This is a genomic window from Brevibacillus sp. FSL L8-0520 (genome assembly GCF_037963895.1).
GTDB classification, from domain to species: Bacteria; Bacillota; Bacilli; order Brevibacillales; family Brevibacillaceae; genus Brevibacillus; species Brevibacillus borstelensis.
On record NZ_CP150171.1, the window covers coordinates 3,385,832 to 3,408,841 of the forward strand.

23 protein-coding genes and 1 other annotated feature are annotated in these 23,010 nt (G+C 51.9%); of the genes, 1 reads left to right on the forward strand and 22 read right to left on the reverse strand.

What is annotated here, in order from left to right; all coding sequences use genetic code 11:
• Nucleotides 1-4 precede the first annotated feature (4 nt).
• From NSQ24_RS16885 to spoIIGA, 15 genes are all read right to left on the reverse strand, one after another.
• Nucleotides 5-1,405 carry an MFS transporter gene (locus NSQ24_RS16885; RefSeq protein ID WP_031932816.1) on the reverse strand — a complete coding sequence of 467 codons (1,401 nt, stop codon included), beginning with the start codon at nucleotides 1,403-1,405 and terminating at the stop codon, nucleotides 5-7.
• A 17-nt stretch (nucleotides 1,406-1,422) separates the two neighbouring features.
• Nucleotides 1,423-2,541: a mandelate racemase/muconate lactonizing enzyme family protein gene (locus NSQ24_RS16890; protein ID WP_339166267.1), complete on the reverse strand. Its 1,119-nt coding sequence runs from the start codon at nucleotides 2,539-2,541 to the stop codon at nucleotides 1,423-1,425.
• A gap of 15 nt (nucleotides 2,542-2,556) precedes the next feature.
• Entirely contained in the window at nucleotides 2,557-3,318 is a 762-nt protein-coding gene (locus tag NSQ24_RS16895) for a TraR/DksA C4-type zinc finger protein (protein WP_003386231.1), read from the reverse strand.
• Nucleotides 3,319-3,523: 205 nt separating this feature from the next.
• A complete protein-coding gene (gene ltrA / locus NSQ24_RS16900; RefSeq protein ID WP_024985202.1) occupies nucleotides 3,524-4,789 on the reverse strand; it encodes a group II intron reverse transcriptase/maturase in 1,266 nt (421 codons plus the stop codon).
• Between the two features lie 654 nt (nucleotides 4,790-5,443).
• Complete coding sequence (gene ileS / locus NSQ24_RS16905) at nucleotides 5,444-8,227, reverse strand: isoleucine--tRNA ligase (RefSeq protein WP_024984193.1); 2,784 nt, start codon at nucleotides 8,225-8,227, stop codon at nucleotides 5,444-5,446.
• Nucleotides 8,228-8,277: 50 nt separating this feature from the next.
• Nucleotides 8,278-8,543, reverse strand: a binding site (T-box leader).
• Nucleotides 8,544-8,611: 68 nt separating this feature from the next.
• The gene (locus NSQ24_RS16910) at nucleotides 8,612-9,103 is read right to left on the reverse strand and encodes a DivIVA domain-containing protein (RefSeq protein WP_003386233.1); all 492 of its coding nucleotides are present in this window, start codon (nucleotides 9,101-9,103) and stop codon (nucleotides 8,612-8,614) included.
• 99 nt (nucleotides 9,104-9,202) lie between these two features.
• On the reverse strand, nucleotides 9,203-9,976 hold the full coding sequence (locus NSQ24_RS16915) for a YlmH/Sll1252 family protein (protein ID WP_003386234.1): 774 nt from the start codon (nucleotides 9,974-9,976) through the stop codon (nucleotides 9,203-9,205).
• A gap of 11 nt (nucleotides 9,977-9,987) precedes the next feature.
• Entirely contained in the window at nucleotides 9,988-10,260 is a 273-nt protein-coding gene (locus NSQ24_RS16920; RefSeq protein WP_003386235.1) for a YggT family protein, read from the reverse strand.
• A 79-nt stretch (nucleotides 10,261-10,339) separates the two neighbouring features.
• Nucleotides 10,340-10,759, reverse strand: a complete 420-nt coding sequence (locus NSQ24_RS16925) for a cell division protein SepF (RefSeq protein WP_003386236.1) — start codon at nucleotides 10,757-10,759, stop codon at nucleotides 10,340-10,342.
• A 27-nt stretch (nucleotides 10,760-10,786) separates the two neighbouring features.
• Complete coding sequence (locus NSQ24_RS16930; protein WP_003386237.1) at nucleotides 10,787-11,485, reverse strand: YggS family pyridoxal phosphate-dependent enzyme; 699 nt, start codon at nucleotides 11,483-11,485, stop codon at nucleotides 10,787-10,789.
• Between the two features lie 37 nt (nucleotides 11,486-11,522).
• Nucleotides 11,523-12,350: a peptidoglycan editing factor PgeF gene (gene pgeF / locus NSQ24_RS16935; protein WP_003386238.1), complete on the reverse strand. Its 828-nt coding sequence runs from the start codon at nucleotides 12,348-12,350 to the stop codon at nucleotides 11,523-11,525.
• Between the two features lie 126 nt (nucleotides 12,351-12,476).
• Entirely contained in the window at nucleotides 12,477-12,761 is a 285-nt protein-coding gene (locus tag NSQ24_RS16940) for a YlmC/YmxH family sporulation protein (protein ID WP_003386239.1), read from the reverse strand.
• Nucleotides 12,762-12,889: 128 nt separating this feature from the next.
• Entirely contained in the window at nucleotides 12,890-13,669 is a 780-nt protein-coding gene (gene sigG, locus NSQ24_RS16945) for an RNA polymerase sporulation sigma factor SigG (protein WP_003386240.1), read from the reverse strand.
• A gap of 147 nt (nucleotides 13,670-13,816) precedes the next feature.
• Nucleotides 13,817-14,539 carry an RNA polymerase sporulation sigma factor SigE gene (gene sigE / locus NSQ24_RS16950; RefSeq protein WP_003386241.1) on the reverse strand — a complete coding sequence of 241 codons (723 nt, stop codon included), beginning with the start codon at nucleotides 14,537-14,539 and terminating at the stop codon, nucleotides 13,817-13,819.
• Between the two features lie 5 nt (nucleotides 14,540-14,544).
• Nucleotides 14,545-15,507, reverse strand: a complete 963-nt coding sequence (gene spoIIGA / locus NSQ24_RS16955; RefSeq protein ID WP_339166270.1) for a sigma-E processing peptidase SpoIIGA — start codon at nucleotides 15,505-15,507, stop codon at nucleotides 14,545-14,547.
• A gap of 255 nt (nucleotides 15,508-15,762) precedes the next feature.
• On the opposite strand from spoIIGA, the gene NSQ24_RS16960 reads away from it, so the two are divergent.
• Nucleotides 15,763-16,119: a YmaF family protein gene (locus tag NSQ24_RS16960; protein WP_024984197.1), complete on the forward strand. Its 357-nt coding sequence runs from the start codon at nucleotides 15,763-15,765 to the stop codon at nucleotides 16,117-16,119.
• Between the two features lie 86 nt (nucleotides 16,120-16,205).
• Here NSQ24_RS16960 and ftsZ read toward each other — a convergent pair whose 3' ends face one another.
• The 7 genes from ftsZ to murA form a co-directional block, all read right to left on the reverse strand.
• Entirely contained in the window at nucleotides 16,206-17,357 is a 1,152-nt protein-coding gene (ftsZ, locus tag NSQ24_RS16965) for a cell division protein FtsZ (RefSeq protein ID WP_003386245.1), read from the reverse strand.
• A 156-nt stretch (nucleotides 17,358-17,513) separates the two neighbouring features.
• Nucleotides 17,514-18,770: a cell division protein FtsA gene (gene ftsA / locus NSQ24_RS16970; protein WP_024984198.1), complete on the reverse strand. Its 1,257-nt coding sequence runs from the start codon at nucleotides 18,768-18,770 to the stop codon at nucleotides 17,514-17,516.
• 145 nt (nucleotides 18,771-18,915) lie between these two features.
• Nucleotides 18,916-19,263, reverse strand: coding sequence for a small basic family protein (locus NSQ24_RS16975; RefSeq protein ID WP_003386249.1), 348 nt, complete (start codon nucleotides 19,261-19,263; stop codon nucleotides 18,916-18,918).
• 1 nt (nucleotide 19,264) lies between these two features.
• Entirely contained in the window at nucleotides 19,265-20,014 is a 750-nt protein-coding gene (locus NSQ24_RS16980) for a DUF881 domain-containing protein (protein WP_003386251.1), read from the reverse strand.
• Between the two features lie 18 nt (nucleotides 20,015-20,032).
• Nucleotides 20,033-20,743 carry a DUF881 domain-containing protein gene (locus NSQ24_RS16985; protein ID WP_003386252.1) on the reverse strand — a complete coding sequence of 237 codons (711 nt, stop codon included), beginning with the start codon at nucleotides 20,741-20,743 and terminating at the stop codon, nucleotides 20,033-20,035.
• A gap of 44 nt (nucleotides 20,744-20,787) precedes the next feature.
• Complete coding sequence (locus NSQ24_RS16990; protein ID WP_024984199.1) at nucleotides 20,788-21,561, reverse strand: FtsQ-type POTRA domain-containing protein; 774 nt, start codon at nucleotides 21,559-21,561, stop codon at nucleotides 20,788-20,790.
• Nucleotides 21,562-21,743: 182 nt separating this feature from the next.
• The gene (gene murA, locus NSQ24_RS16995; protein ID WP_003386254.1) at nucleotides 21,744-23,000 is read right to left on the reverse strand and encodes a UDP-N-acetylglucosamine 1-carboxyvinyltransferase; all 1,257 of its coding nucleotides are present in this window, start codon (nucleotides 22,998-23,000) and stop codon (nucleotides 21,744-21,746) included.
• Between the last annotated feature and the right edge of the window lie 10 nt (nucleotides 23,001-23,010).

Consider the following 23,010-nt stretch of genomic DNA (forward strand, 5'->3'; position numbering starts at 1 on the left):
CCTGTCAGCTTTTTTCCTTGTTTTTGGTCCCTTTGTTCTTTAACAAGGCGTCCATTAAATCGTTTGGATCGAATCCAAACCTTTTTATCGCTTCCACGCGTCGTTTGTCCTCTTCGCTCTCCCGATGGATGCCAAGAATCTCCGCTACCTGCTCCATCGCCTTTGTCTCTTTGGCGCTTTCCTCCTCTTCTTCCGACGGCTGCTCCGAGGCAGCATCCCCTGCTTGCTTCGGTTTCAAGAAGAAGATCGCCACCACCCCAAATAGTGCAGCCAGCCCCGCAATCGAGAGGAACATCACGCTTCTTGACCTATCCAAAAGCCAGGTAAACACAGGCGGTCCGACGGCTACACCGATAAAACGGACACCGCTGTACAATGAGGTAATCATCCCCCGCTCTGACTTCTTTACAGCCCCGATGATCATACTGTTCAGGCAGGGCAGGATTAATCCCGTACCGACACTTCCAATGATAAGAACGCCCGTCAATACATAAGCACCTTTTACAAAATTGGCGATAACGTAGGAAGTGGCAAGCAGGAACATCCCGATGATGACAAAGAGGCGCATGAGCCCTAGTTTTTTCTTGATAATCAATCCGGTGATGTACGCTGTGATGCTCATCACCAAAAGGGGAACCGCCAAAAATGCGCCTTTCAAGAGCCCGTCGATTTTATACTTTTCTTCCAGGAGGTCGGACAGATAGAACAAGACCCCGAAAAGCGTAAACAGACAGATGCTCCCGATAAAAAAGGCCGGAATCAACCAGCGCCCATGCTGCCGAAAGACTTGCCCAATCGACTGCAGATATTGGCGAACCGGCATCGGCTGTTTTTCCTGTTTTTTCTCCTTGGTAAAAAACAGAAACAGCAGCAAAACCACTCCGCAAATAATGGGAAAAGCCAAGAACACCATATACCACGCAATCATCGCCAGGAGCGAGCCGAAAACCGGACTGAGGACTTTCCCAAGCCCGTTGGACGTCTCCATCAAGCCAAGCGCCCGGCTTTCCGAGGCGCCTTTGAACAAATCTCCGGCCATCGCCATCGCGATCGGAGCTGTTCCTGCCGCTCCAACCCCCTGCATTACGCGACCCAGCATGATAAGCATGTACGGATTGTCCCACCAGAGCGATGCCAGACCGGCCACCAAGCCGCCTGCACCATAGAGGATGAGCGACAGGATAATGACGATCTTGCGTCCGAACCGGTCTGACAAATAGCCCGCAAGCGGAATGACAATTCCCGCAGAGATCGAAAAAGCAGTGATCAGCAAGCTCGTCTGCAAGGCAGTCAGATCCATTTTGGATTTCATCGTGGGCAATACAGGGATGAGCATTGAATTGCCCAGCACCATGACCAGCGGGATGCCGGTTAAACCAACCAGATTTTTTGTGTTTTGCGCCATGTCCAATCTCCCCGTATTTACACGTATGCGCTGCCGTCCCAGCGCAATGCGTTTATAATTCTCCAATCCGGTTCAACACCAATACCGATGCCATCAGGGACGACAGCCAGTCCTCCCTGAAGCTTTATTGGGAATAATTCCGTAAACGGATTCTCCATGACGTCCCATTCGACAGGCTCGATTTTGTCTCCGTCCATTTTGCTCCAGGCAGGCAAGCAAGCTTGTGAGCAGATGGCATAAAGACGGGCCAGGGAGCCGTCGTAAACATGGGGGGAAACCCGATGCCCAAAATTTCGGCCCATCGTCAGGTTCTCCCGATAGCTGTCTATGCCTTCCGAATGAACGGGGTCAGGTTGAATCAAGTCAACAGCCCCATTTTTTAACAGAGGTAAAAATTGATTACATCTAATCAAATTCTCCCCGCCTGCCAAAGGAACCGAAAGAGCTGCACGAAGCTTCACATACTCCTCGGTCCTTTCCATCGGCATCGGCTCTTCCATCCACAACCAATTTCCATAGCGAGAAAAAACTTGCTCCCACTTGCGGGCAGTCGCCAGATCATAGCTTTGGTTTGCATCCAGAGCCACCTGAACACTTTCCGGAATGGAGGCCTTCAGTCGTTCAATATGCCTCCGGTCCTCCTGCCAGCACCTGCCTCCGACTTTCACTTTGACCATGCGAAAACCGTTGTGAATCTGGGCTTCGACGAGGCGGACTGAATGGAGCGGCCAGTCTTCTCTATCGCTGTACGATTGAAACGAGGCGTAAACCGGAATAGAGCTATGCAAGGCACCTCCCCACAGTTCGCACAGTGACAAGCCTGCCTCTTTTGCCACAATTTCAGTCAGAGCCATGCTCACCGCCACGGCAGCACGCTGGTGCCATTTTGCGATGGTGGAGACGATTGACAACCGGTCTGGCGCCCGCTTTCCAAGCAAATAAGGAATGATCCTCTCGGAAAAGCCTTTTTCCAGTGTGGGCAGCCAGTCAACCGCTTCACCCCAGCCTTCGGTGCCGGAGTTGGTAATGATCCTGATCAGGAAACAGGTCCGGTATTTTTTGTACCCATTTGCGTCCCCATACGGCTGCCCAAGCGTGTAGAGCAAGGGATACGTCTCAACGCGTGCGATCTGCATGAAAGTCCTCCTGATTTACATCAAATCATTTCGCCCTTCCCGCTCCGCTCTTTCTTCCAAGGCATCTTCATAATTCAAGAACTGCCCTTTTCCTTCGCCTTTGCGCATGTACTCTTCATACGTTCCGCTGCGCATGAATTTGACGCTGTCCGGCCCGTGATAGCCGTGAATATCCGTATATCCGATTTCCTCCACAGCCTCGACAAACCCGTCTGGCTCGTCGCTTTCTATATACATTTCCTTGTAGTCGGTTTTGTCATTATCCACGAAGGAAAACGGCGTGCTGGAGGTTCCCCACGCCTCGACGATTTGCCAGGCATCCTCGCCGTCGAAGCCGTTTTGTCCCTCTTTTTCATCCAGAGAAGTCCGCCCAAATGGCGGCTGGAGGAATTCTTCCTCGATTGGACGCGATTCGTTGAGGTTCGGAGCAGGTGCATGTTCCTTGCACGTCTGGGCTTGAGGCAACGCTTCCAGACGCTCCTCCGGTATGTCCTGTCCGCATACCGTACAGATGCCGTATGTGCCTTCCTCCATTCTGCTCAGCGCCTGATCGATTTCCTTTAGTGTTTCCCTGTCCAAGCTGTCCAGGGCAAGATCCTTTTCCCGCTCAAACATTTCGCTGCCGATATCGGCCGGGTGGTTATCGTACATGGAAAATTCCTGTAGGGAAGTAGACATCGGTTCGCGCATTCCATAGTGGTCCTGCACCCGATCCTCCAGTTCCTTCTTCTGCTCCAGAAGTCTTACCCTGAAGCGCGCCAGCTTCTGCTCGTCCACGTATGACACCGTCCTTCCTTTGTTATCTCTGAAGGGTAGTATGTCTATTCGCTGTTCAAATTAACCCCGGCCGCAAATACGCCAACCGTATCAAGGTAAAGGTCATGGAGAAAAAAACACTATTCGGAGGGATAAATCGAGTAGGAGGGGGCGACTAACCCCCGTCCTCTCACACCACCGTACGTACCGTTCGGTATACGGCGGTTCACCAAGCTTGACGAATTTGAGAATATCGTTGCACTAAGCTTTTCAGCCCTTGTTGTTGCCAGTAGGCAATGCCGAGGGCTTTGTGTATATGCGGAGATTTTGTGGTACGCCATGCACCCTTGCGGGTATTTGCAATTTCAATGGCTTTTACGTGAGATATGCCAAGAGAACGAAGTTCTCGATATCTGGTTCTCACGCGTTTCCACTGCATCCACAAACAAAGACGGAGCCTGCGCCTTGTCCATTCCTCAATGGATTGTAGAATGCCCTTCGCGTCTGCAAGGGCGAAATATCCAATCCAGCCCATGAGGTACTGATTTATTCTTTCAATCCGCTTCTCCATCGAGATGCTCCACACCGGATTCGTGATCGTGCGGATTTTCTCTTTTAGCTTGAGGAGGGATTTGGGGTGGATGCGAATCCTTGTCTGTTTTGCAAAGGTAAAACTAAAGCCCAAGAATTTTCGTTTCCATGGTCGGTCTATCGCGCTTTTCTCCTCATTTACTTTTAGCCTTAGTACCTTCTCCAAGTGGTTTTGAATACTCTTCTTTACTCGTTCCCCTGCCCGTTTTGTTTTCACGTAGATATTACAATCGTCTGCGTAGCGGCAGAAACGGTGGCCTCTCTTTTCGAGTTCCTTGTCCAAATCATCAAGTAGGATATTTGCCAAAAGTGGGCTTAACGGCCCACCTTGCGGTGTTCCTTCACTTGATGTTGTACAGACGCCATTTATCATGATCCCCGCATTCAAGTAGGAACGAATCAGTCTTAAAATTCTCTTGTCCTGAACTTTTCGAGCCACACGGCTCATTAGAATATCATGATTTACGCGATCAAAGAATTTCTCTAGATCGATGTCCACCACGAAACGATATCCTTCGGAGATATACGCTTGCGCTTTCCTTACTGCCATGTGAGCGCTACGTTTTGGACGGAACCCATAGCTAGATTCCGAGAAGGTGGGGTCGAAGATCGGCGTTAACACTTGGAGGATGGCCTGCTGAATAAAGCGGTCTACCACGGTGGGAATGCCTAATAACCTTACACCACCGTCAGGTTTCGGGATTTCGACTCTGCGAACAGGTGAAGGTCTATAGGTTCCCCTTTCCATCTTCTCGCGGATGGCTTGCCAGTGTTCACGTAGATAATCGCGTAGTTGTTCGGTTGAAACACCATCGACTCCACCGACACCTTTGTTTTCCTCCACTCGTTGGAGTGCCATCCGTAAGTTTTCCCGTGATAAGACTTTTTCCAGCAAATCCATAATGATGTTCCTTCCTTCGCACATGCGGACTCCGTGCTTGCTGTACGATACTCAGCCCTCTTTTGTACCCTCGGGGCTTCACCCCTGCTCTTCAAAAGTAGTTCCTTGACAGAATTCTGCTTCGACGTACCGTATCAAAAGACATGGATCGCATGCTGACTTGATGTTCGGCCCTTCCCCATTCAAGCGTCCTCTACTCGGGTACTATGGCCTCTGCTGACTTCTGCATGTTCAGCGTCTCCTTACGGAGACGGTTACCAACAGTTGAAGGCGTTTCATGCAGACCTCCCCAGGTAAGAACGATAACTTTCATCCCATGTACCTGCCCAAGTTTACTACTGTATCCCTTGGCTGTATGGGGCTTTGTCTTGTTTGGCAGACTCGCCCGGATACAACAGCCTCAAATTGGGTTCGTGTACCTCAGGTCGGGATTTTGCCGCCGGCTTCCTTCAGATTCGACCTCGCGGTCGACACCCTTGCCTTGAGCTAACGGTTGGTACAGCCAACCCCCGTTCGGGACTTTCACCCTATAGCTATCGCCCATGCTGGGCGCACCAAAAAGTCGCCCGAAGTCATGACGACTTGGGCGACTTTGACAAAAACTGCTTTTCATTCGTCGATTTTCAGTTGTTTTTTGACCGATGAAAGGACCTCTTACTCCGTTACATGCGCATAGTGTTCGTTGACAACGGATGCACAGCGCTTGCAGATGGAAGGATGTGCACTGTCGGCACCGACATCCAGCTTCACGACGCGGCAGCGTTCGCATTTTACACCGTCAGCAGGAGCTACCACGACAGAGATTCCTTCCAATGCAGCCGCTTCCGCAGGAGCAGGCGTTCCGTACGGATGCAGGTCAACGTGGGCAACGATGAACAGGTCGGCCAGATCCTCCATCGAAGACAGTACGCTTGCCGTCTCTTCCGTTTGCGGATAAAGCGCCAGCTTGGCGTCTACGGAGTTTCCGAATACTTTGTTCCGGCGCGCTTCTTCCATAGCCTTCAGTACCTCATCGCGTACTGCGAGGAACGCATCCCATTTGCTGAGTGCTTCCGCTGCAAAGCCCAAGTGCTGTTCATTTGCTTCCGGCATGTCAGTCAGCTGAACACTTGCTTCTGTCACACCCGGGATAAAGCTCCATACCTCATCTGCTGTATGCGGCAGGATCGGTGCCACCAGCTTGACCAGGCTCATCAGACAATCGTACATGACAGTCTGCGCTGCGCGACGCTTAAGGTTATCCGGCGCCTCCACATAGAGTCGGTCTTTGCAAATATCCAGATAGAAAGCAGACAGATCGATGACGCAGAAGTTGTGAACGGCATGGAAGACAGTGTGGAACTGGTACTCGTCGTAAGCCTTGCGCGCACGCTTGACTACTTGCGCTGCTTTGGCCAGGACATAGCGGTCCAGCTCGCTCAATTGCTCGTAGGCTACGCGGTCTTTCGCCGGATCGAAGCCGTCCAGATTCCCCAGCAGGAAGCGGAACGTATTGCGCATTTTGCGGTATACTTCCGCGATCTGGTTGAGGATCGCGTCAGAGATGCGCGAGTCAGCCTGATAATCGACCGAAGCTACCCACAAACGCAGGATGTCCGCGCCAAGCTTGTTGATGACTTCCTGCGGAACGATCGTGTTGCCGAGCGACTTCGACATTTTGCGCCCTTCTCCATCCAGCGTGAAGCCGTGGCTCAATACCGCTTTGTACGGTGCTGTACCGTATACGGCAACGGCAGTGGACAGCGAGGAGTTGAACCAGCCCCTGTATTGGTCGGAGCCTTCCAGGTACATGTCAGCCGGCCAGCCCAGTCCACGCTCTCTCAATACCGCTTCATGGCTGGAGCCGGAGTCAAACCATACATCCATGATATCTGTTTCTTTGCGGAATTCCGTGCAGCCGCATTTGCCGCAGGACAAGCCTTCTGGCACCAGCTCATTAGCCTCGCGAGCGAACCAGACGGACGAGCCTTCTTTGCGGAACAGCTCGGAGATGTGCTCAATCGTTTGGTCATTGATGATCGGCTCGTTGCAGTCTTTGCAGTAGAAGATCGGAATCGGCACACCCCATACGCGCTGGCGGGAAATGCACCAGTCTCCGCGGTCGGCGATCATATTCGCCAAACGGGTTTCTCCCCAGTGCGGAATCCACTTCACGTTTTTGATGGCCTCGAGCATGTTTTCACGGAATGCATCAATCGAAGCAAACCACTGTTCTGTCGCACGGTAAATGACCGGCTTTTTCGTACGCCAGTCATGCGGATACGAGTGAGTGATGAAGCCCAGCTTCAAGAGTGCGCCTGTCTCATTCAGCTTTTCCGTGACCAGCTTATTGATATCTTCGTAGAACAACCCTTCGAAGCCGGGAGCTTCCTTGGTCATTTTTCCTTCGTGGTCCACAGGACACAGTACGCCAAGGCCGTATTTTTGACCGACAGCGAAGTCGTCTTCCCCGTGACCCGGAGCAGTGTGAACGCAGCCCGTACCGGCGTCGAGCGTTACGTGCTCGCCAAGGATGATCGGCGACTCGCGATCGTAGAACGGATGCTTGGTGACTACGCCTTCGAGCTCCTGCCCTTTGAAGGTTGCCAGCACCTCTACGCTTTCCCAGCCGATTTCCTTGCTGGCCGCTTCCAACAGTCCGCCCGCAAGTACGAATTTGCGTCCGTCGGCTTTGACTACGTTGTACTCCAGTTCCGGATGCAGGGAGATCGCCAGGTTGGCTGGCAGCGTCCAAGGCGTGGTCGTCCAGATTACGACACCTGTTTCCGTATCCAGCTTGCCTTTTCCATCCTGTACCTGGAAGCTGACGTAGATGGATGGCGAGCGCTTGTCCTTGTATTCGATTTCGGCGTCGGCAAGCGCAGTCTCCGATGACGGGGACCAGTACACACAGCGCAGCCCTTTGTAGATGTAGCCTTTTTTCGCCATTTCGCCAAAAATCTTGATTTGACGTGCCTCGTACTCCGGCAGCAGGGTCACATACGGATTTTCCCAGTCACCGCGAATTCCGAGGCGCTTAAATTGGTCGCGCTGCTTGTCGATGTAGCTCCAGGCGTACTCTTCGCAGCGTTTGCGGAAGTCATTTACCTCGATGCTGCGGCGATCCAGCCCTTGGGCGTTGATGATTGCCTGCTCGATTGGCAAGCCGTGTGTATCCCAGCCCGGAATGTACGGAGCGCAGTAGCCCGCCATCGATTTGTAGCGGACGATAAAGTCCTTCAACACTTTATTCAAGGCATGGCCGATGTGGATGTCGCCGTTCGCGTAAGGAGGGCCGTCATGCAAAATGAAGCTGGGGCGTCCTTTTGTCCGCTCCTGCACTTTTTCATAAATATTCAGCTCTTCCCATTTTGCCTGCATGTCAGGCTCGCGGGCCGGAAGATTCCCGCGCATCGGAAAGTCTGTTTTTGGCAGTGCCAGCGTTTTGCTATAATCCATTGTCTGATTCACTCCTACAGAAAAATATAAAAAAGCTTTCCCTCATCCCCTGTAGGGACGAGAGAAAGCTCCCGTGGTACCACCCTGATTGAACAGAAATCAGCCGAAATATACCGGCACAAGCCCTGTTCCTCTTGATTCATTCGTAACGAGAATGACGCGCTCACTTACTCGACCGCCGCACGACGCAGCCAGCAGTCTTTCGGTTATTGAACTCCCGGGTGATTTTCAGCGGCAAGCAGCAGTCCGGTTTTCACCGTCCACCGGCTCTCTAAGCTGCGCTCGATCGCTTACTCGTCCCGATCATCGTTTGTCAGTAAGTGTATAGTTGTAAAGAAAAGTTTCAATAAATTATAGTACCATCATAGCCCTGGCGTCAATGGATTATTCGGCAAGCACTGCGGAAGACGAATCTGCTTGTTCGATATCGTCCCACGCGCCGTTTTCCAGCATCTCCAATTGGGCTTCGAGCAGCGTACGGAAACGCATCCGGTACACAGACGCCCGTTTCTTCAACTCTTCGATCTCGATTGCAATCTTGCGAGACTTCGCCAACGCTTCGTTGACGATCCGGTCTGCATTTTTCTCCGCTTCTTTCAGGATCAACTGAGCTTCTTTTCTTGCGTTTGACTTCACGTCTTCGGCCGTTTCCTGAGCGACGAGAATGGACTTGCTCAAGTTTTCTTCCAGGCTTTTATAGTGATCCACACGCTCATTCAGTATGGCGATGCGCTCTTCCATTTCTTTCTTTTCCTTGATCAGAAGCTCAAAGTCCTTGATGATCTGATCCAGAAATTCATTTACTTCGTCGACGTTGTAACCGCGGAATCCTGTGCTGAATTCTTTATTGTGTATATCTAACGGCGTTAAAGGCACATGTACCCCCCACTTCTTCCGATAATCGTACTGACATTTTCGACAGCTTCCACATCATTTCCTGCCGGATTTTGCAATTTTTTAAGCCCTTCTATGATTCTATGTAACCAAGCCGACATTCATTCGTAACCTTCCACTGCGGGTAGCTCCGGCCACTTCGAGCAGCTTGAAGCGTCCAAAACCGGCGAGGGAAACCATATCTCCCGTCTCTAGCTGGTAGGACGGATCGTCTACCACCTTCCAATTGACCTTCAAACGGCCGGCACGGATCGGGATGACCGCCTTGGCCCGTGACAGATGGTACACCTCGCCGATTACCGCGTCCACTCGCGGTGAGGGAACGGTGATGGTCTTTTCGGTCAAACGCTCTGACGGCGCCTGAAAGGAGGCCCACTCCACTTTTTCAAACGAAACGGGCGTACGGTGAATATGGGTCACTTGAACGCGGACAAAGTCAGCCACTTCCTCTGCAACGACGGCAAACAAGCCGCTTTCGTCCACGATCATATCCCCGAATTTCTCCCGCTTGAGGCCTGCATTGAGCAAGGCTCCCATCACATCCCTGTGCTCCAGCCGCTTAAACCGCTGATCAGCGGCGATGTGCAGCAAGGTCAAACGAAACTCCTCCGCCTCGGGGGTCAGATAATCAGGGTGCAGCATTACACGAACCCGCTCTGCCCCTTCATAGCCGCCGTTTGCGGTAACCGAGACGTCCTGTACCTGCGAGGTCAAGCTTTTCAGTATGGCCGCTTGCCGCGGGTCCAAAAAATCAGTAAGGCGCATGGCCTGCTTCCGCTCTACCAGCGTCAGCATTTCCAGCGCCCGTTCCACAAAGGGAAGTTCTTCTTTTCGAAAATGGTCGTATACACTCATGTGACCGGCTCCTACATATACAGCAGTTTAATGAGGATTGTCTTCAATCCGCTGTGGGCAAAATTCAGTGCGATCAACGCTACGATTGGAGATATGTCAATGAAGCCGAGCGTCGGTATGAACCGGCGAAACGGAGCCAAATACGGTTCCACCAGCCGCTCCAGCAGTTGCCCGATTCCCGTATCTCTCATCTGAGGCACCCACGACATGAGGACATACGCAATCACCATAAACTGATAAACCGTAAAGGCAAAATCAATGATCGTAAACAGAATGGCTGTCATTCACTCACCCTTTATCCTTTTCAAAGTAACAAGCATCATGTTACTCATCCAAACTTCGCTTCCGTTCAATCAAACACTTTTATTCTTCCACCACGCTGGAAATGGTACCCTGGATGTCAACATGATCGGGTGTGCAAACAAAAATGTAGTCTCCGACTTTTTGGATATCGCCGTTCAGCGCATAGACGGTGCCGCTGAGAAAGTCGATAATCCGTTTTGCCTGTTCCTTTTCCACCCGTTGCAAATTGACCACGACTGGTCTGCGGTGACGCAGGTTGTCAGCGATGTCTTGGGCGTCACTGTATTGACGGGGTTCGCAGAGGATCAAACGGATTCCCTCCTTCTCCCGTGTCTGAAAAGGAACGACATTGTTCGCACGCGCTGCAGGCTGTCGTCTGGCAATAGGCTCTTGCTCTTCGCGTTCCTCTACTACCGTCTCTTCGAAGTATTCCTCGTCTTCCAATCCCAGAAACCCTTTGATTTTATTCATAACGCTCATAGCAATCCTCCTCTCGTGAATGGTCGATTAGTCCGGCTTGACCAAAACCGAGCCTAGCCGAATATATGTAGCTCCTTCTTCAATCGCTACTTCAAAGTCGTTGGACATGCCCATCGACAGCTCTGTAATTTCCGCATGCGGAAACTTCCATTCATTGATCCGCTCTTTCCATTCTCGCAGACCACGAAATACAGGCCGCACCTCTTCCGGATCTTCGACATGAGGCGCCATGGTCATCAATCCCGCGATCCTTATATGTTTCATATTACTGGTTTCGCGCAAAAAAGCCAATACGTCATTGGGACTAAGGCCAAATTTTGTCTCTTCCCCGGAAATATTGACTTGCAAAAAGCAGGGAACGACAAGATTCAACGCTTCTCCCCGTTTCTCTATTTCCCGGGCCAGGGACAAGCGGTCCAGAGAGTGAATATAGGAAAAGCGGCCGACGACCTCTTTGGCCTTGTTTGTCTGCAGGTGGCCGATAAAATGCCAAACTCCCTGCTCTCCCCATTGCTCGTATTTGGGCAGGGCATCCTGGACCCTGTTTTCGCCGATGTGCTCGACGCCGACCTTGAGCAAATCGCCAATGGTGTCGGCACCTACATATTTCGTAACCGCGACGATCTTTACCTCGCTGCGGTCGCGCCCCGAACGGCTGCAGGCAGCCGCTATTCTCTCTTCGATTCGGTCCAATCTTTCTTTCAGCAATTCCTGTTCCCGCGTCATAACTTCTTCCGACTCCCTTTCCAAACAAAGATCTATTTCAACGATCCCGCCATCCGATAAAGGAGGCCATCCTTCCCGTCTTCCCTGCAGGTCCCGCTTCTCTCCGATGGGAGAAGAACAGGTCTGTACGGCAGCTTGTACACCATTGGGTCCGTATTATGTTATCGGGCAATATTCCGCATTCCGTTACAATTTCCTGATTGAGTCTGGGCAAATCCAGCAGGTAGCGCCCATTTTCACGCGGGGACACTGCTGGCGACCAATTTTTTGCGGCTGCCCGTACCTGCCCGATAATCCGCTCATCGACCTCATAACAGTTCCCGCATATTGCCGGGCCGATCGCCACTTTCATGTTTGCCGCTTTTGCTGCGTAGTTGCGCTCAAAAGCACGCACCATTTCCTCGGCAATACGCGAAACAGTTCCTTTCCATCCGGCGTGAGCCAGCCCGATCGCCCCCGTCTCCGGGTCCAGAAAGAAAAGCGGCACGCAATCTGCGTAAAAAGACACAAGCAGGACTCCCTGTTTATTTGTAAATAGCCCATCCGTGGCTGCAATGACGTCTTCCAGACTTTCTCTGCCTGCCCCTCCTGCCACTACCTCGCATACCCGGTTGCCATGCACCTGGTCTGCGCAGGTCCACGCATCGAAGGGCATGCCCAGCTCCTCGGCAAGCCGCTTGCGGTTGGTTACCACGTGGGAGGAGCTATCGCCGACATGCAGCCCCATGTTAAACGATCCGTAAGGCTGCTCGCTTACCCCGCCGGAACGTGTGGTAAAGCCTGCGACAAGACCGGGAAACGCTTTTTCCCACTCCTCCAGCCGAAGCCCTGCTTTCCCTGTATGTCCAACAAATGGTTCGTTCATGCCGCCACCTCTTCCTTCGTGATAGAACCGTAGAAAAACCGGGTTGTCCATTCGCATGCTGGACTCTCTTTTCTATGGCTAATGATACCATAGCCCAAAAGAAAAGAAAGGCTCTCTTATGCCTTTCTACGAGCGGTACTCATCCTCGGTGCTGCCCTTCACGTCTACGCGAAGCGTCTCTTCTACTCTCACAAGAACAACGTCTTTCCCGATTTTCACAATGTTGCGCCAAGGGATGACATAATCATTGCCCGATGAAAAAAATCCGAGAAACTTACCCGGTCCGGGGACGACGATGGCCTCTACCCTCCCGTGGCGAAGGTCTATTTCCAGGTCGGATATCTGTCCAAGCCGCTTGCCGTCCAAGATGTTGACTACTTCTTTGGTCTGGAAATCTGAAATCTTGACCATCTGCTCCTCACCTACTTTTCTCCCCTTCCCTTTCATTATATGAGCAGGCGGGCGATTATGTCCGAAATCCGGCGCAAAAGAATAAGCCCTGCAGTGCCGTTCCGCAGGGCTTGGACAAACTGATAATGTTACGATTGCACGTGTTTTTGCATATGGGCGATCGCCGCTTTTTCCAGACGGGAGACCTGCGCCTGCGAGATGCCGATTTCCTCGGCTACCTCCATCTGCGTCTTCCCTTCATAAAATCTCATCGAGAGAATCATTTTTTCCCTCTCGCCTAAACGCTGCATTCCTTCACGAAGCGCGATTTCCTCAACCCAGATGACGTCCTTGTTCTTCTCGTCGCTAATCTGATCCATCACGTAGATCGGATCGCCGCCGTCCTGATAGATCGGTTCAAACAGAGAAACCGGGTCCTGGATGGCATCCAGCGCGAATACGACGTCTTCCTTGGGAACATTGAGCTCCTGGGAAATTTCCATAATGGTGGGCTCACGCGAATGCTTGTTGGTCAGATTGTCCCGCACTTGCAGCGCTTTGTAGGCGATATCCCGCAAAGACCGTGAAACGCGAATCGGGTTGTTGTCCCTCAGGTAGCGGCGGATTTCCCCGATGATCATGGGCACGGCATAGGTCGAAAATTTAACGTTTTGCCCGAGATCGAAGTTGTCAATGGCCTTCATCAGTCCAATGCACCCTACCTGAAACAGATCGTCAACGTACTCTCCTCGATTGTTGAAACGCTGAATGACACTCAGCACCAATCGCAGGTTGCCGTTGACCAGCTTTTCCCGCGCTGGCAGTTCCCCGCCCTGCAAGCGTTCGAACAGCTCCCGCATTTCCTTGTTGGTCAGCACGGGAAGCTTAGAGGTGTCTACCCCGCATATCTCTACTTTATTGCGCGTCACGTCTTTCCCTCCTCGAAGCAAGAAAAAAGTTCCTAACCCGGTTGTCTTGAAAGGCCGCGTTCTGACGCGTACCCGGACGAGAGAGTGGCGGGACCACTTTCTGGCACGGTTTAGGAACAGTATCTCCCTCGATTGGGAAAATATGCGTTAGACCATTTTGTTGAATTCTTTTCGCAACCGTTTTATAATTCGCTTTTCCAGACGGGAAATATAGGACTGGGAAATGCCAAGCAGGTCGGCAACATCCTTCTGCGTCTTCTCCTCGCCTCCCGTGAGGCCGAAGCGCAGCTCCATGATGACGCGCTCCCGCTCTGTCAGCTTATCGAGTGCTTTTTTCAACAGCTTGCGGTCTACCTGGTCCTCGATGTTTTTGTAAATGGTGTCGTTTTCGGTGCCGAGGACGTCCGACAACAGCAGCTCATTGCCATCCCAGTCAATATTCAGCGGTTCGTCAAAAGAAACCTCCGACCTGATCTTGTTGTTTCGGCGCAGGTACATCAAAATCTCGTTTTCAATACAGCGCGAGGCATAGGTAGCCAGTTTGATGTTTTTCTCGGGATCAAAGGTGTTCACCGCCTTGATCAACCCAATGGTGCCAATGCTGACCAGATCCTCGATGTTGATCCCGGTATTTTCAAATTTGCGGGCAATGTAAACGACCAGCCTCAGGTTTCTCTCAATCAGCATGCTCCGTACAGCGGGATCGCCGGAAGGCAATCTGCCAAGCAAGATCTCTTCCTCTTCTCTGGTCAGTGGCGGAGGAAGGGCCTCGCTTCCGCCGATGTAGTAAATTTCCTCGGCTCGTGCACCAGTCCACAGCAGGAAACGGTACCAGAGTAGTTGTAATTGTAGGCGAAGTTTTACATACATTTTCGTTAGCCCTCCTGTTCGCGTACTGCGTATTCTTCTTGGAAAGGGGTCTCTATCATCGCAGGGTGTACGATGGCCTGGTATTGCCCGTCTGCTGCCAATGGAATCGGGTTGAGACCAACCAGTACTTTCTCGCTCACATAGCGCTTGCCGTCCTGCACGATCAGCACTTCGTCCGGTTTGAGCGCGATCAGAAAGCTCATCCCGCTGGAAACGCTGCGATACGGAACAAGCCGAAGACGAGACTGCCACGCAGGCGGCAGCTCCTCCCACACACCGTCCATCTGATTGACCGCTCCTTCGCTTTTTTCGATAAGCGTGGCGAGAGCTTCCGGCAGGATGTGGGCTAGCAGACTGCTCTCCAAAATCATGACAGGCGTACGGGTAATCGGCTCATGCAGCTGGTTTCCCGTGTCGACCAAACCTCTGCACAAGACGGTTTCACCGGCGAGCTTCACCCTTACCTCTGCGAGAAAGGCTTCGATCCGTCGCGGCTGCGAAATAGCCCCATAGCTTTGCCTGCTTAGGAAGAAAACGAGCACGAAGCCGGCCAAGAGGATGCCGAGAGTAGGCGTGAAGCTGACGCCGAAACCGTCGTTGTGGACAGTGACCAGTCCATTTACGACCTCGCTTTGCGTCGAAAGAAAATACTGGAGTCCAAACACTCCCCCGCCGAAGACAAAGGCCACAAAGTAAAAGATGACCAAATTATGCAAAAAACCGAGCAGCCTCCTTCGGCCAAAGGCAATCCAGAGCATGATGACGGAAAACAGCAATTTTACAGCCCACTGATACATCGGTGCAAAAGCTGGGAAAAAGAAGAAGGCCAGATAGGTTGACCCAAACAAAGATGCCAGAGAAATCCGCCACCACCGCACCCGCTCTTTGCGAAAATATGCCGTAAACCAAAGCAGCAAGGTATCAATGGCAAAGTTGAGGAGTAGAATGATATCGAGATAGACGATCACTCCGCTATCACCCCCGATCCCGAAAAGACCAGGCCGCTCCCGGCCTCCCCGGAGGGTCGTACCTATCTCTGGCCGCTATCCCTTCCGACCAAGGCCAGTATATATCAATGTGTATGTAAAGTCTGTCAATTCTTGACCGTGTTTTTTCGGATTTTTTGTAGAAGATTTTGGGTCCTCTGGGTGAATCCCCGGTTCCGAAACAGCGCTCTCAGCATCTGATGTATAAAACCCATCAGAGAGGCAGGGAGCTTCCATTTGAGCAGAAAAAACAAGCAGTCCTCTCACAGCCATGCCATCGACTTTATCCGCTTTGGCGATATCCCGGGTCATATCCACTCTTATTCCACACTGACAAGTGTAGACGACCGTCATCGCCATGAAGTCCGAGGCCGAACCTCCCCTCCCTATCAAGGAACAGGGAGAGGACATTTGCATTACTATGAAGGCGTCACCTCCTATGATGACGGGCATGTTCACCGCTTCCGCGGATGGACCGGCCCTCCGATCCCACTTCCCGGTGGAGGACATTACCACGATTTTTCTGGCGTAACGACATTTGACGACGGCCATACACATTCGTACCGGGGAAGAACCGGAAAAGACTATGGATAAATAACGCCACGCACGCAAAACAAAAAACCTTGCTCCGTCATGGAACAAGGTTTTTCTAATGGTCATATTTTTGCCAAAACGCGAATTTACTTTTTGTTGCGGCGACGGTTGCGCAGGAAGGCAGGAATGTCCAGATTGTCCAAATTGCTCATCGAGAAGAAAGACTTCTCTTCTTCCTCTTCCTTCGCACGGCTCGCTCCCGTATTGGAGATAGGTGTCGGGCGGTTGCCTGTCTGAACAGGCTGTTGCACCCGGCGCTGTCCAGTGCTTGTGTTTTGCCGCTGGTAGTCTTCAAAGCCGGTAGCGATTACCGTTACAACGATCTCGTTTTTCAAATCCTCGTTGATGACCGCACCGAAAATCATGTTTACATCCGGATCAGCCGCAGATGAAACGATGTCTGCCGCTTCGTTTACCTCGTACAAGCTGAGGTTTGTCCCTCCCGTGATGTTCATCAGAACCCCGCGGGCACCATCGATGGATGATTCCAGCAGTGGACTGGAAATGGCACGGCGAGCCGCCTCAGCCGCTCTGTTTTCGCCGCTGCCTTCGCCAATCCCCATCAAAGCGGAACCGCGCTCGGTCATGATCGTTTTAACGTCAGCAAAGTCCAGGTTGATCAAACCTGGAGTAGCAATCAAGTCCGATATCCCTTGCACACCTTGACGCAGGATGTTGTCCGCTTCACGGAACGCCTCCAGCATCGGTGTATTTTTATCCACGATTTCCAACAGGCGGTCATTCGGGATGACGATCAACGTATCGACTTTTTCCTTCAACGCAGCGATCCCTTGCTCGCCTTGTGTAGAACGCTTCCGTCCTTCAAACGAAAACGGACGAGTTACGACCCCGACTGTCAGAGCGCCCAGCTCTTTGGCAATTTCAGCTACGACAGGAGCCGCACCGGTACCGGTACCGCCGCCCATTCCAGCCGTTACAAATACCATGTCAGCCCCACGCAGGGCTTGCTCGATCAGATCGGCACTTTCTTCAGCGGCTTTTTTTCCGATTTCCGGATTTGCCCCTGCTCCCAGTCCTCGAGTCAGTTTTTCTCCGATCTGCAGCTTGATATCAGCACTGGAGAGTTGCAAAGCTTGCGCGTCAGTGTTCAGAGTGATAAATTCTACTCCTCTTAAACCTCCGGCAATCATACGGTTAACCGCGTTGCTACCGCCACCGCCGCAACCAATCACTTTAATTCGCGCATAGGATTCCATGTCCATATCAAATTCCAGCATCTTGCTAGTCCTCCCCAATTCAACATGAGAAAAGCTTCTGTGTGGTGAAGCCGGTTGGTTGTGCGGTTCATCGCCCGCAAGTGACTACTTCCCCGCGGGCAATGTTCGTAAACATCAGCCGATTCACCGTATTCGGAGTCTTGAGGTTACAGGCGGTTATATAAACTCGCTGAACCAGTTTTTCACTTTTTCCATCAAACCGCCGCCTTCTTTCGGCTTGGAAACGGCTGCAGGCTTCGGCCCGCCTTTAAACGACGGAGGAGCTGTACGCACGCTGCGACGCTCCAACTGGTGCAGAGCGTACTGTATCAAACCCACGCCTGTTGTATAGGCGGGGTCTCGAACCCCGATATAATCAGGAATCGCGACGCGCACCGGCGCATCCAGTTCTTCCTTTGCCAACTCCAGCATGCCTGGCATCGCAACCGTTCCGCCAGTCAATACGTATCCGCCGGCAACCTCATCATGGAAACCCAGCTTGTAGACCGCATCTTCCACGAGGTTAAAAATCTCCGCTGCACGCGGTTCAATGATATTGGCTAAATCCACCTGAGTAAACTGTTTTTCCACATCACTGCCAATACGGGTTACCTTGAATTTTACATCCTCCGACGCTTCGTCGATCAGAGCGCAACCATTTTTCGTCTTCACGCGTTCAGCTACATCCGTATGGGTCCGAAGTCCTAAAGCGATGTCGTTGGTAATATGGTCGCCCCCGATGCCAATCACGGTCGTTGCTGCCAGTTTTCCCTGCTCAAATACACCGATGGTGGTAGAACCCGCACCGATGTCAACCAGAACGACCCCCATATTTTTGTCATCCTTGGAAAGAGCTACCGTGCTCGAGGCTAGCGGTTGCAGAAAAATTCCGGCTACGCGAAGATTTGTCCGTTCCGTGCAACGAACGATATTATGTACGACAGTTTTCGAGCCTGTGACGATCGTGCCTTCCATTTCCAGACGGACACCAATCATCCCTCTCGGGTCCTTTATGCTGCCCTGCCCGTCGACGATATACTCTTTCGGAACGACTTCAATGATCTCCCGGTCAGGCGGTATGGCAACAACTTTTGCTGCCTGAATAACTCGCTGGATGTCTTCATCTCGTATTTCACGGTCTTCGCTGGATACAGCGACAACCCCTTGGGTTTCATGCAGCTCAATGTGGTTTCCTGTGATACCGACGTATACTTCATCAATCGATACCCCAACCATGCGTTCAGCATGGTCAACAGCTTCCCGGATGGCATGCACAGTTTGGTCGATGTCGACGATCACACCCTTCTTGATACCCTCCGAGTGTGCCTGTCCGACTCCGATGATGTTGATGGAACCGTTGTTTACTTCGCCGATCATGACGCGAACTTTGGAAGTTCCAATATCTAGGCTGACGATGAGTTCATTGCTTACCAAACCTGTGACACCTCCCTTGCTACGTCTTTTGTCGTCATAATGTGAATACATCTGCGTAATTTATTCAACACAGGACTACCATTCCCTTTTTTTGATCATGAATTTTTGTAAAAATATGACCTTCTTCCCAATTTCGAGTGATTCTCTATTCCTGCTGGTTAATCCAACGGGATAGGACTATCCGACGAATCACCGCCAAATTGTTAAACAAACGCACGCCGAAAGCAACAATCGCGGCAAGGTAGAGGTCGATGCCGAGAAAGCCTCCGATAAATGCCAGTCCGGCCGCAAACAGCGTATTGAAGAAAAAACCGGACATAAAAACGCGAACATTAAACGTGCGTTCCAGATAGGAACGGATTCCCCCGAAAATCGTGTCCAGACCAGCCAGAAGGGCGATAGACAAATAGCTGCTGTATTCTTGAGGCACGCGCCAATCCAGCATAAATCCGACAGCGATGCCAACGATGAGTCCGATAAGCGGGAGCCACATGTCAGGATTCTCCTTTTTCTTTGACTGGTTTCATGTATTGGATGGGGCGCTGCTCCCGATTAGCCGGTATGATCAGCTTGTCCCGCTTCTCTGCGATAATCTCCTTGTTGGCCAGACGAAAGTTTTCTTCCACACCCTCCAGCTTGAGCGCCGACAGCAGCACGTCCGGCTCCCCGAGCGCTTTCAGTTCGTAAGGCGGTTGAATCGTCCTGGTATCAATCTGAATCGCATTGCCGACATAACGGATCGGTGTCGTTGCCACCATTCGATGCCCATTGATGGACACTGCCTGAGAACCGTTGGCAAAGAGAATATTGACGAGCCATCTGAGGTCTTCATCGTCAATCGTATAGCCTCCGATTACCGGCTCGGTCATCCCTCCGTCGAGGCCCGCTTCCGCAGGATTCACCTGGGCATCAACGACCCGAAGTATGATCCCCTCGCCTTCCACGCTGACCATTCCCGCCATTTTCCGGTTTCTCGCCAGCTCTTCTTTCATGACAGAAAGGCTCTCATCCTCATTGAGGGCGGTCTCATACTGATAGTAAAGCTGATTGTATTTGGAGATGTCAGCCAGAAGATTTTTGTGCTTCTCCAGCTCTTTCTGAAGCGACGTCCGCAATTCCGCTATACTGCGTGATTCCTTATGTGCCGGATGAAGGCTGCTTCTGAGCTGTACGGTCAACATAACCCCTATGATAGCACTAATAATGGCAAGAATAAATGTGATTTTACGGCTTTTTTGCAACATGAGAAACGCTTCCTTCACCTAGGAATGTTTGGTCTTGGCGTCACCTACATAAGCTGGCAGTTTGATTTTTTCTTTTTTTGAAACATCAATCTGTACAAAGTCTTGCAGCGTTTGGATTACGCCGCCCGGGAGATTCAAGGCTGCCTCCAGCGTATTTGGCTCTCCGATCGCGGAGATGACGAAAGGCGCCGCCGACTTGATCCCGTTTACAATAATGGTCGGACCTACGCAGCGAATGGCCGAATTGCTGACCAGCCGTTGTCCGTTGATGCTGATCGCCTCAGCACCGGCGGCACGCAGCTCGTTTACAACCAGCCGTACGTCCTGTTCATGAACGATGTAATTCGCGACGTCCATGCTGCTTCCGGCATTTTGACTGTCCTGCATGGTTACAACGAGCCCTGGTCCTTCTACGGGTACAACCCCGGCCATCATCCTCGCTGCCTCGAGCTGACTGAGTATGCTCGCGCCTTCCGATTTTCGCTGCGCCATCGCCTCCTCGATCTTTCCGACCTGCCGCTGCAAATCGAGCAGCTGGTTCTCCAGGTGCCGGTTTTGCTCCTTTTCAGCCAGAATACGCTCGGTTAATTGCGTCTCTTGCTGAAATTGCTGGTCGTTCAAGCGTTCCCGTTGCAACAGCTTGGTCGTCTCGACCGAAGTTGCCACAAGAAAACCCGTACAAAAAGTGACGAGAGTGAGGTACAAGTTAAATTTATGACGACGACCCATTTTGCAGCTACCCCTTTTACCCATACTTAAAACGATTGGGGCTATTACCCACCGGCAGGAAGCTGAATGGGCGCCCCAGGATTCGAATACGGTACGAACCATGGCTGCTCAAACAGCGAAAGAACCCCTTTTACCCCTTTTGGCAGCTCCTGCACGATTGTCGGATACCAGTTCAGCATAGTATCCAGCTTGTACACGACACTCCTGACCTCGTTTCCGTCCCTCATGAACAGAGTGACCCGCTGATTGTCATAAATCGTCGGCGTCAGGGCGATATCGGAAATCTCCCCCAATACTGCAGGAGACAGCTTCGCCAGCGCTTTTGCCAAGTCCGGAAGCATTTCGGGATTTGGCCATGAACTGATTAGCGGCCTGTCCACCATCCGTTTGGAAAAATCCACCTGTCTGAGCACTTTCCCGTTCTCCAGGAGCGGAGCCCTGCTGCCATCCTGTCCATTCCAAAACGCCACACGTTTGAATTCGGTTACATGCAAGCGAATTACGCCGGGAAAGGATCGTTCCACAGAGATGGTTTTCACCCCTTCCAAAGGCTTGCTCGCTTTTTGCACCTGGCTTTCCCACACATTCAAAAACTGCATGCCAAGTGTCAAACCGGAATGAGCGATGATCTCCTCGCTCGAGTACATGTCGTTTCCATACACCTGAATTTCCTGAACCTTGCTGTACGGCGAGCGGATGAACAAGACGATCAATACGATCAAAAAAAACAGGACGAGCAAAACAACCAGCTTGCGATTTCCTTTGCGCCGCGGACGCTGCTCTTTAACGTGCGGAATGCGTTCTTCGATTACCGCCATGACTCAACCCTTCCTCACTACGCTAGCGTGTCACGCGCCGAGCACTGATACACGATTGTTCCGTATCCAAGGAGACCTGCTTTCCGGCAAATCACCTCACAAATAATGGCAATCCTATAAATAACTGCCACCATACAAAACAGGGAAAGCGGCATAGCATATGCCGCTCACTTTCTTCTTGTCTATATCGACACGCGGGAAATGCGGGCACCCAGCTGCTGCAGCTGCAGCTCCAGCCGTTCGTAACCACGGTCGATATGATGAATCTGCGATACCGTGGTCGTGCCTTCCGCCGCCAATCCCGCCAGAACAAGTGCGGCACCTGCCCGCAGGTCACTTGCCTCAACACTCGTACCTGACAGTTTGTTTCCGCCGCGGATAATCGCGGAACCCAGGTCGACGTAAATGGAGGCGCCCATTCGCGCCAATTCGTTCACATGTTTGAATCTTCCTTCAAAAATCGTCTCCTTGATCACACTTGTTCCTGTTGCCTGTGCCAAGAACACCATCAACTGCGCTTGCAAATCGGTCGGAAAACCGGGGAACGGAGAGGTAATTATCCGTTCGTAGGCAAGCGGGTTGCCTGTGCTCTTGACTTCCATTATATCATGGTAGGTCTTGATTTCAACACCACAGCTACGGGCGACCTCAATTAATGCGGTGAGATGCTCGGGGATGATATTGGTCAGTTCAATGTGTCCCTTTGACACTCCGACCGCCAGGAGATGAGTGCCCGCTACGATCCGATCGGGGATGATCCGATAGCTGACTGGACGCAGCCTGGTAACGCCGTTGATCTCGATCGTATCCGTTCCGGCGCCGCAGATGCGTGCACCCATGGCGTTCAGGAAGTTTTGCAAATCGACAATTTCCGGTTCCCTGGCGGCATTGCAGATACGTGTCGTTCCCTTGGCCAATACAGCAGCCATCATGATGTTTTCTGTTGCCCCCACACTCGGGAAAGAGAGAAAGATGTTAGTACCATACAATTGATCTGCCCGAAACGTAATATAGCCCTCTGCTTCCTCGATTTTTGCTCCCAGCGCTGTCAAGCCGGCCAGATGCAAGTCGATCCGCCGCTCTCCAATCAAACAGCCGCCTGGCCGGGAGATGGTCACCTCGCCCAAACGTGCCAGAAGCGGTCCGGCCAAAAAGATCGAAGAACGCATTTGACCCATCAGATCATCAGGGACATGCGACACGGAAACTGAGGTCGTATCCAGATCGACACTTCCGTCCGCATGCTTTGTCCTGGCTCCCAGTGCAGTTAAGATTTTCAGCATCACCTCGATGTCTTTGAGGTGGGGAACATCATAGATATAAAATTGCCCTTCCGCGAGAATCGACGCGGCGAGGATGGGAAGGGCAGCATTCTTGGCTCCTTGGACCCGAAGCGAACCAGACAGAGGTCTTCCGCCTTCGATCGCAAAAGTATCCAAACTTTCACCT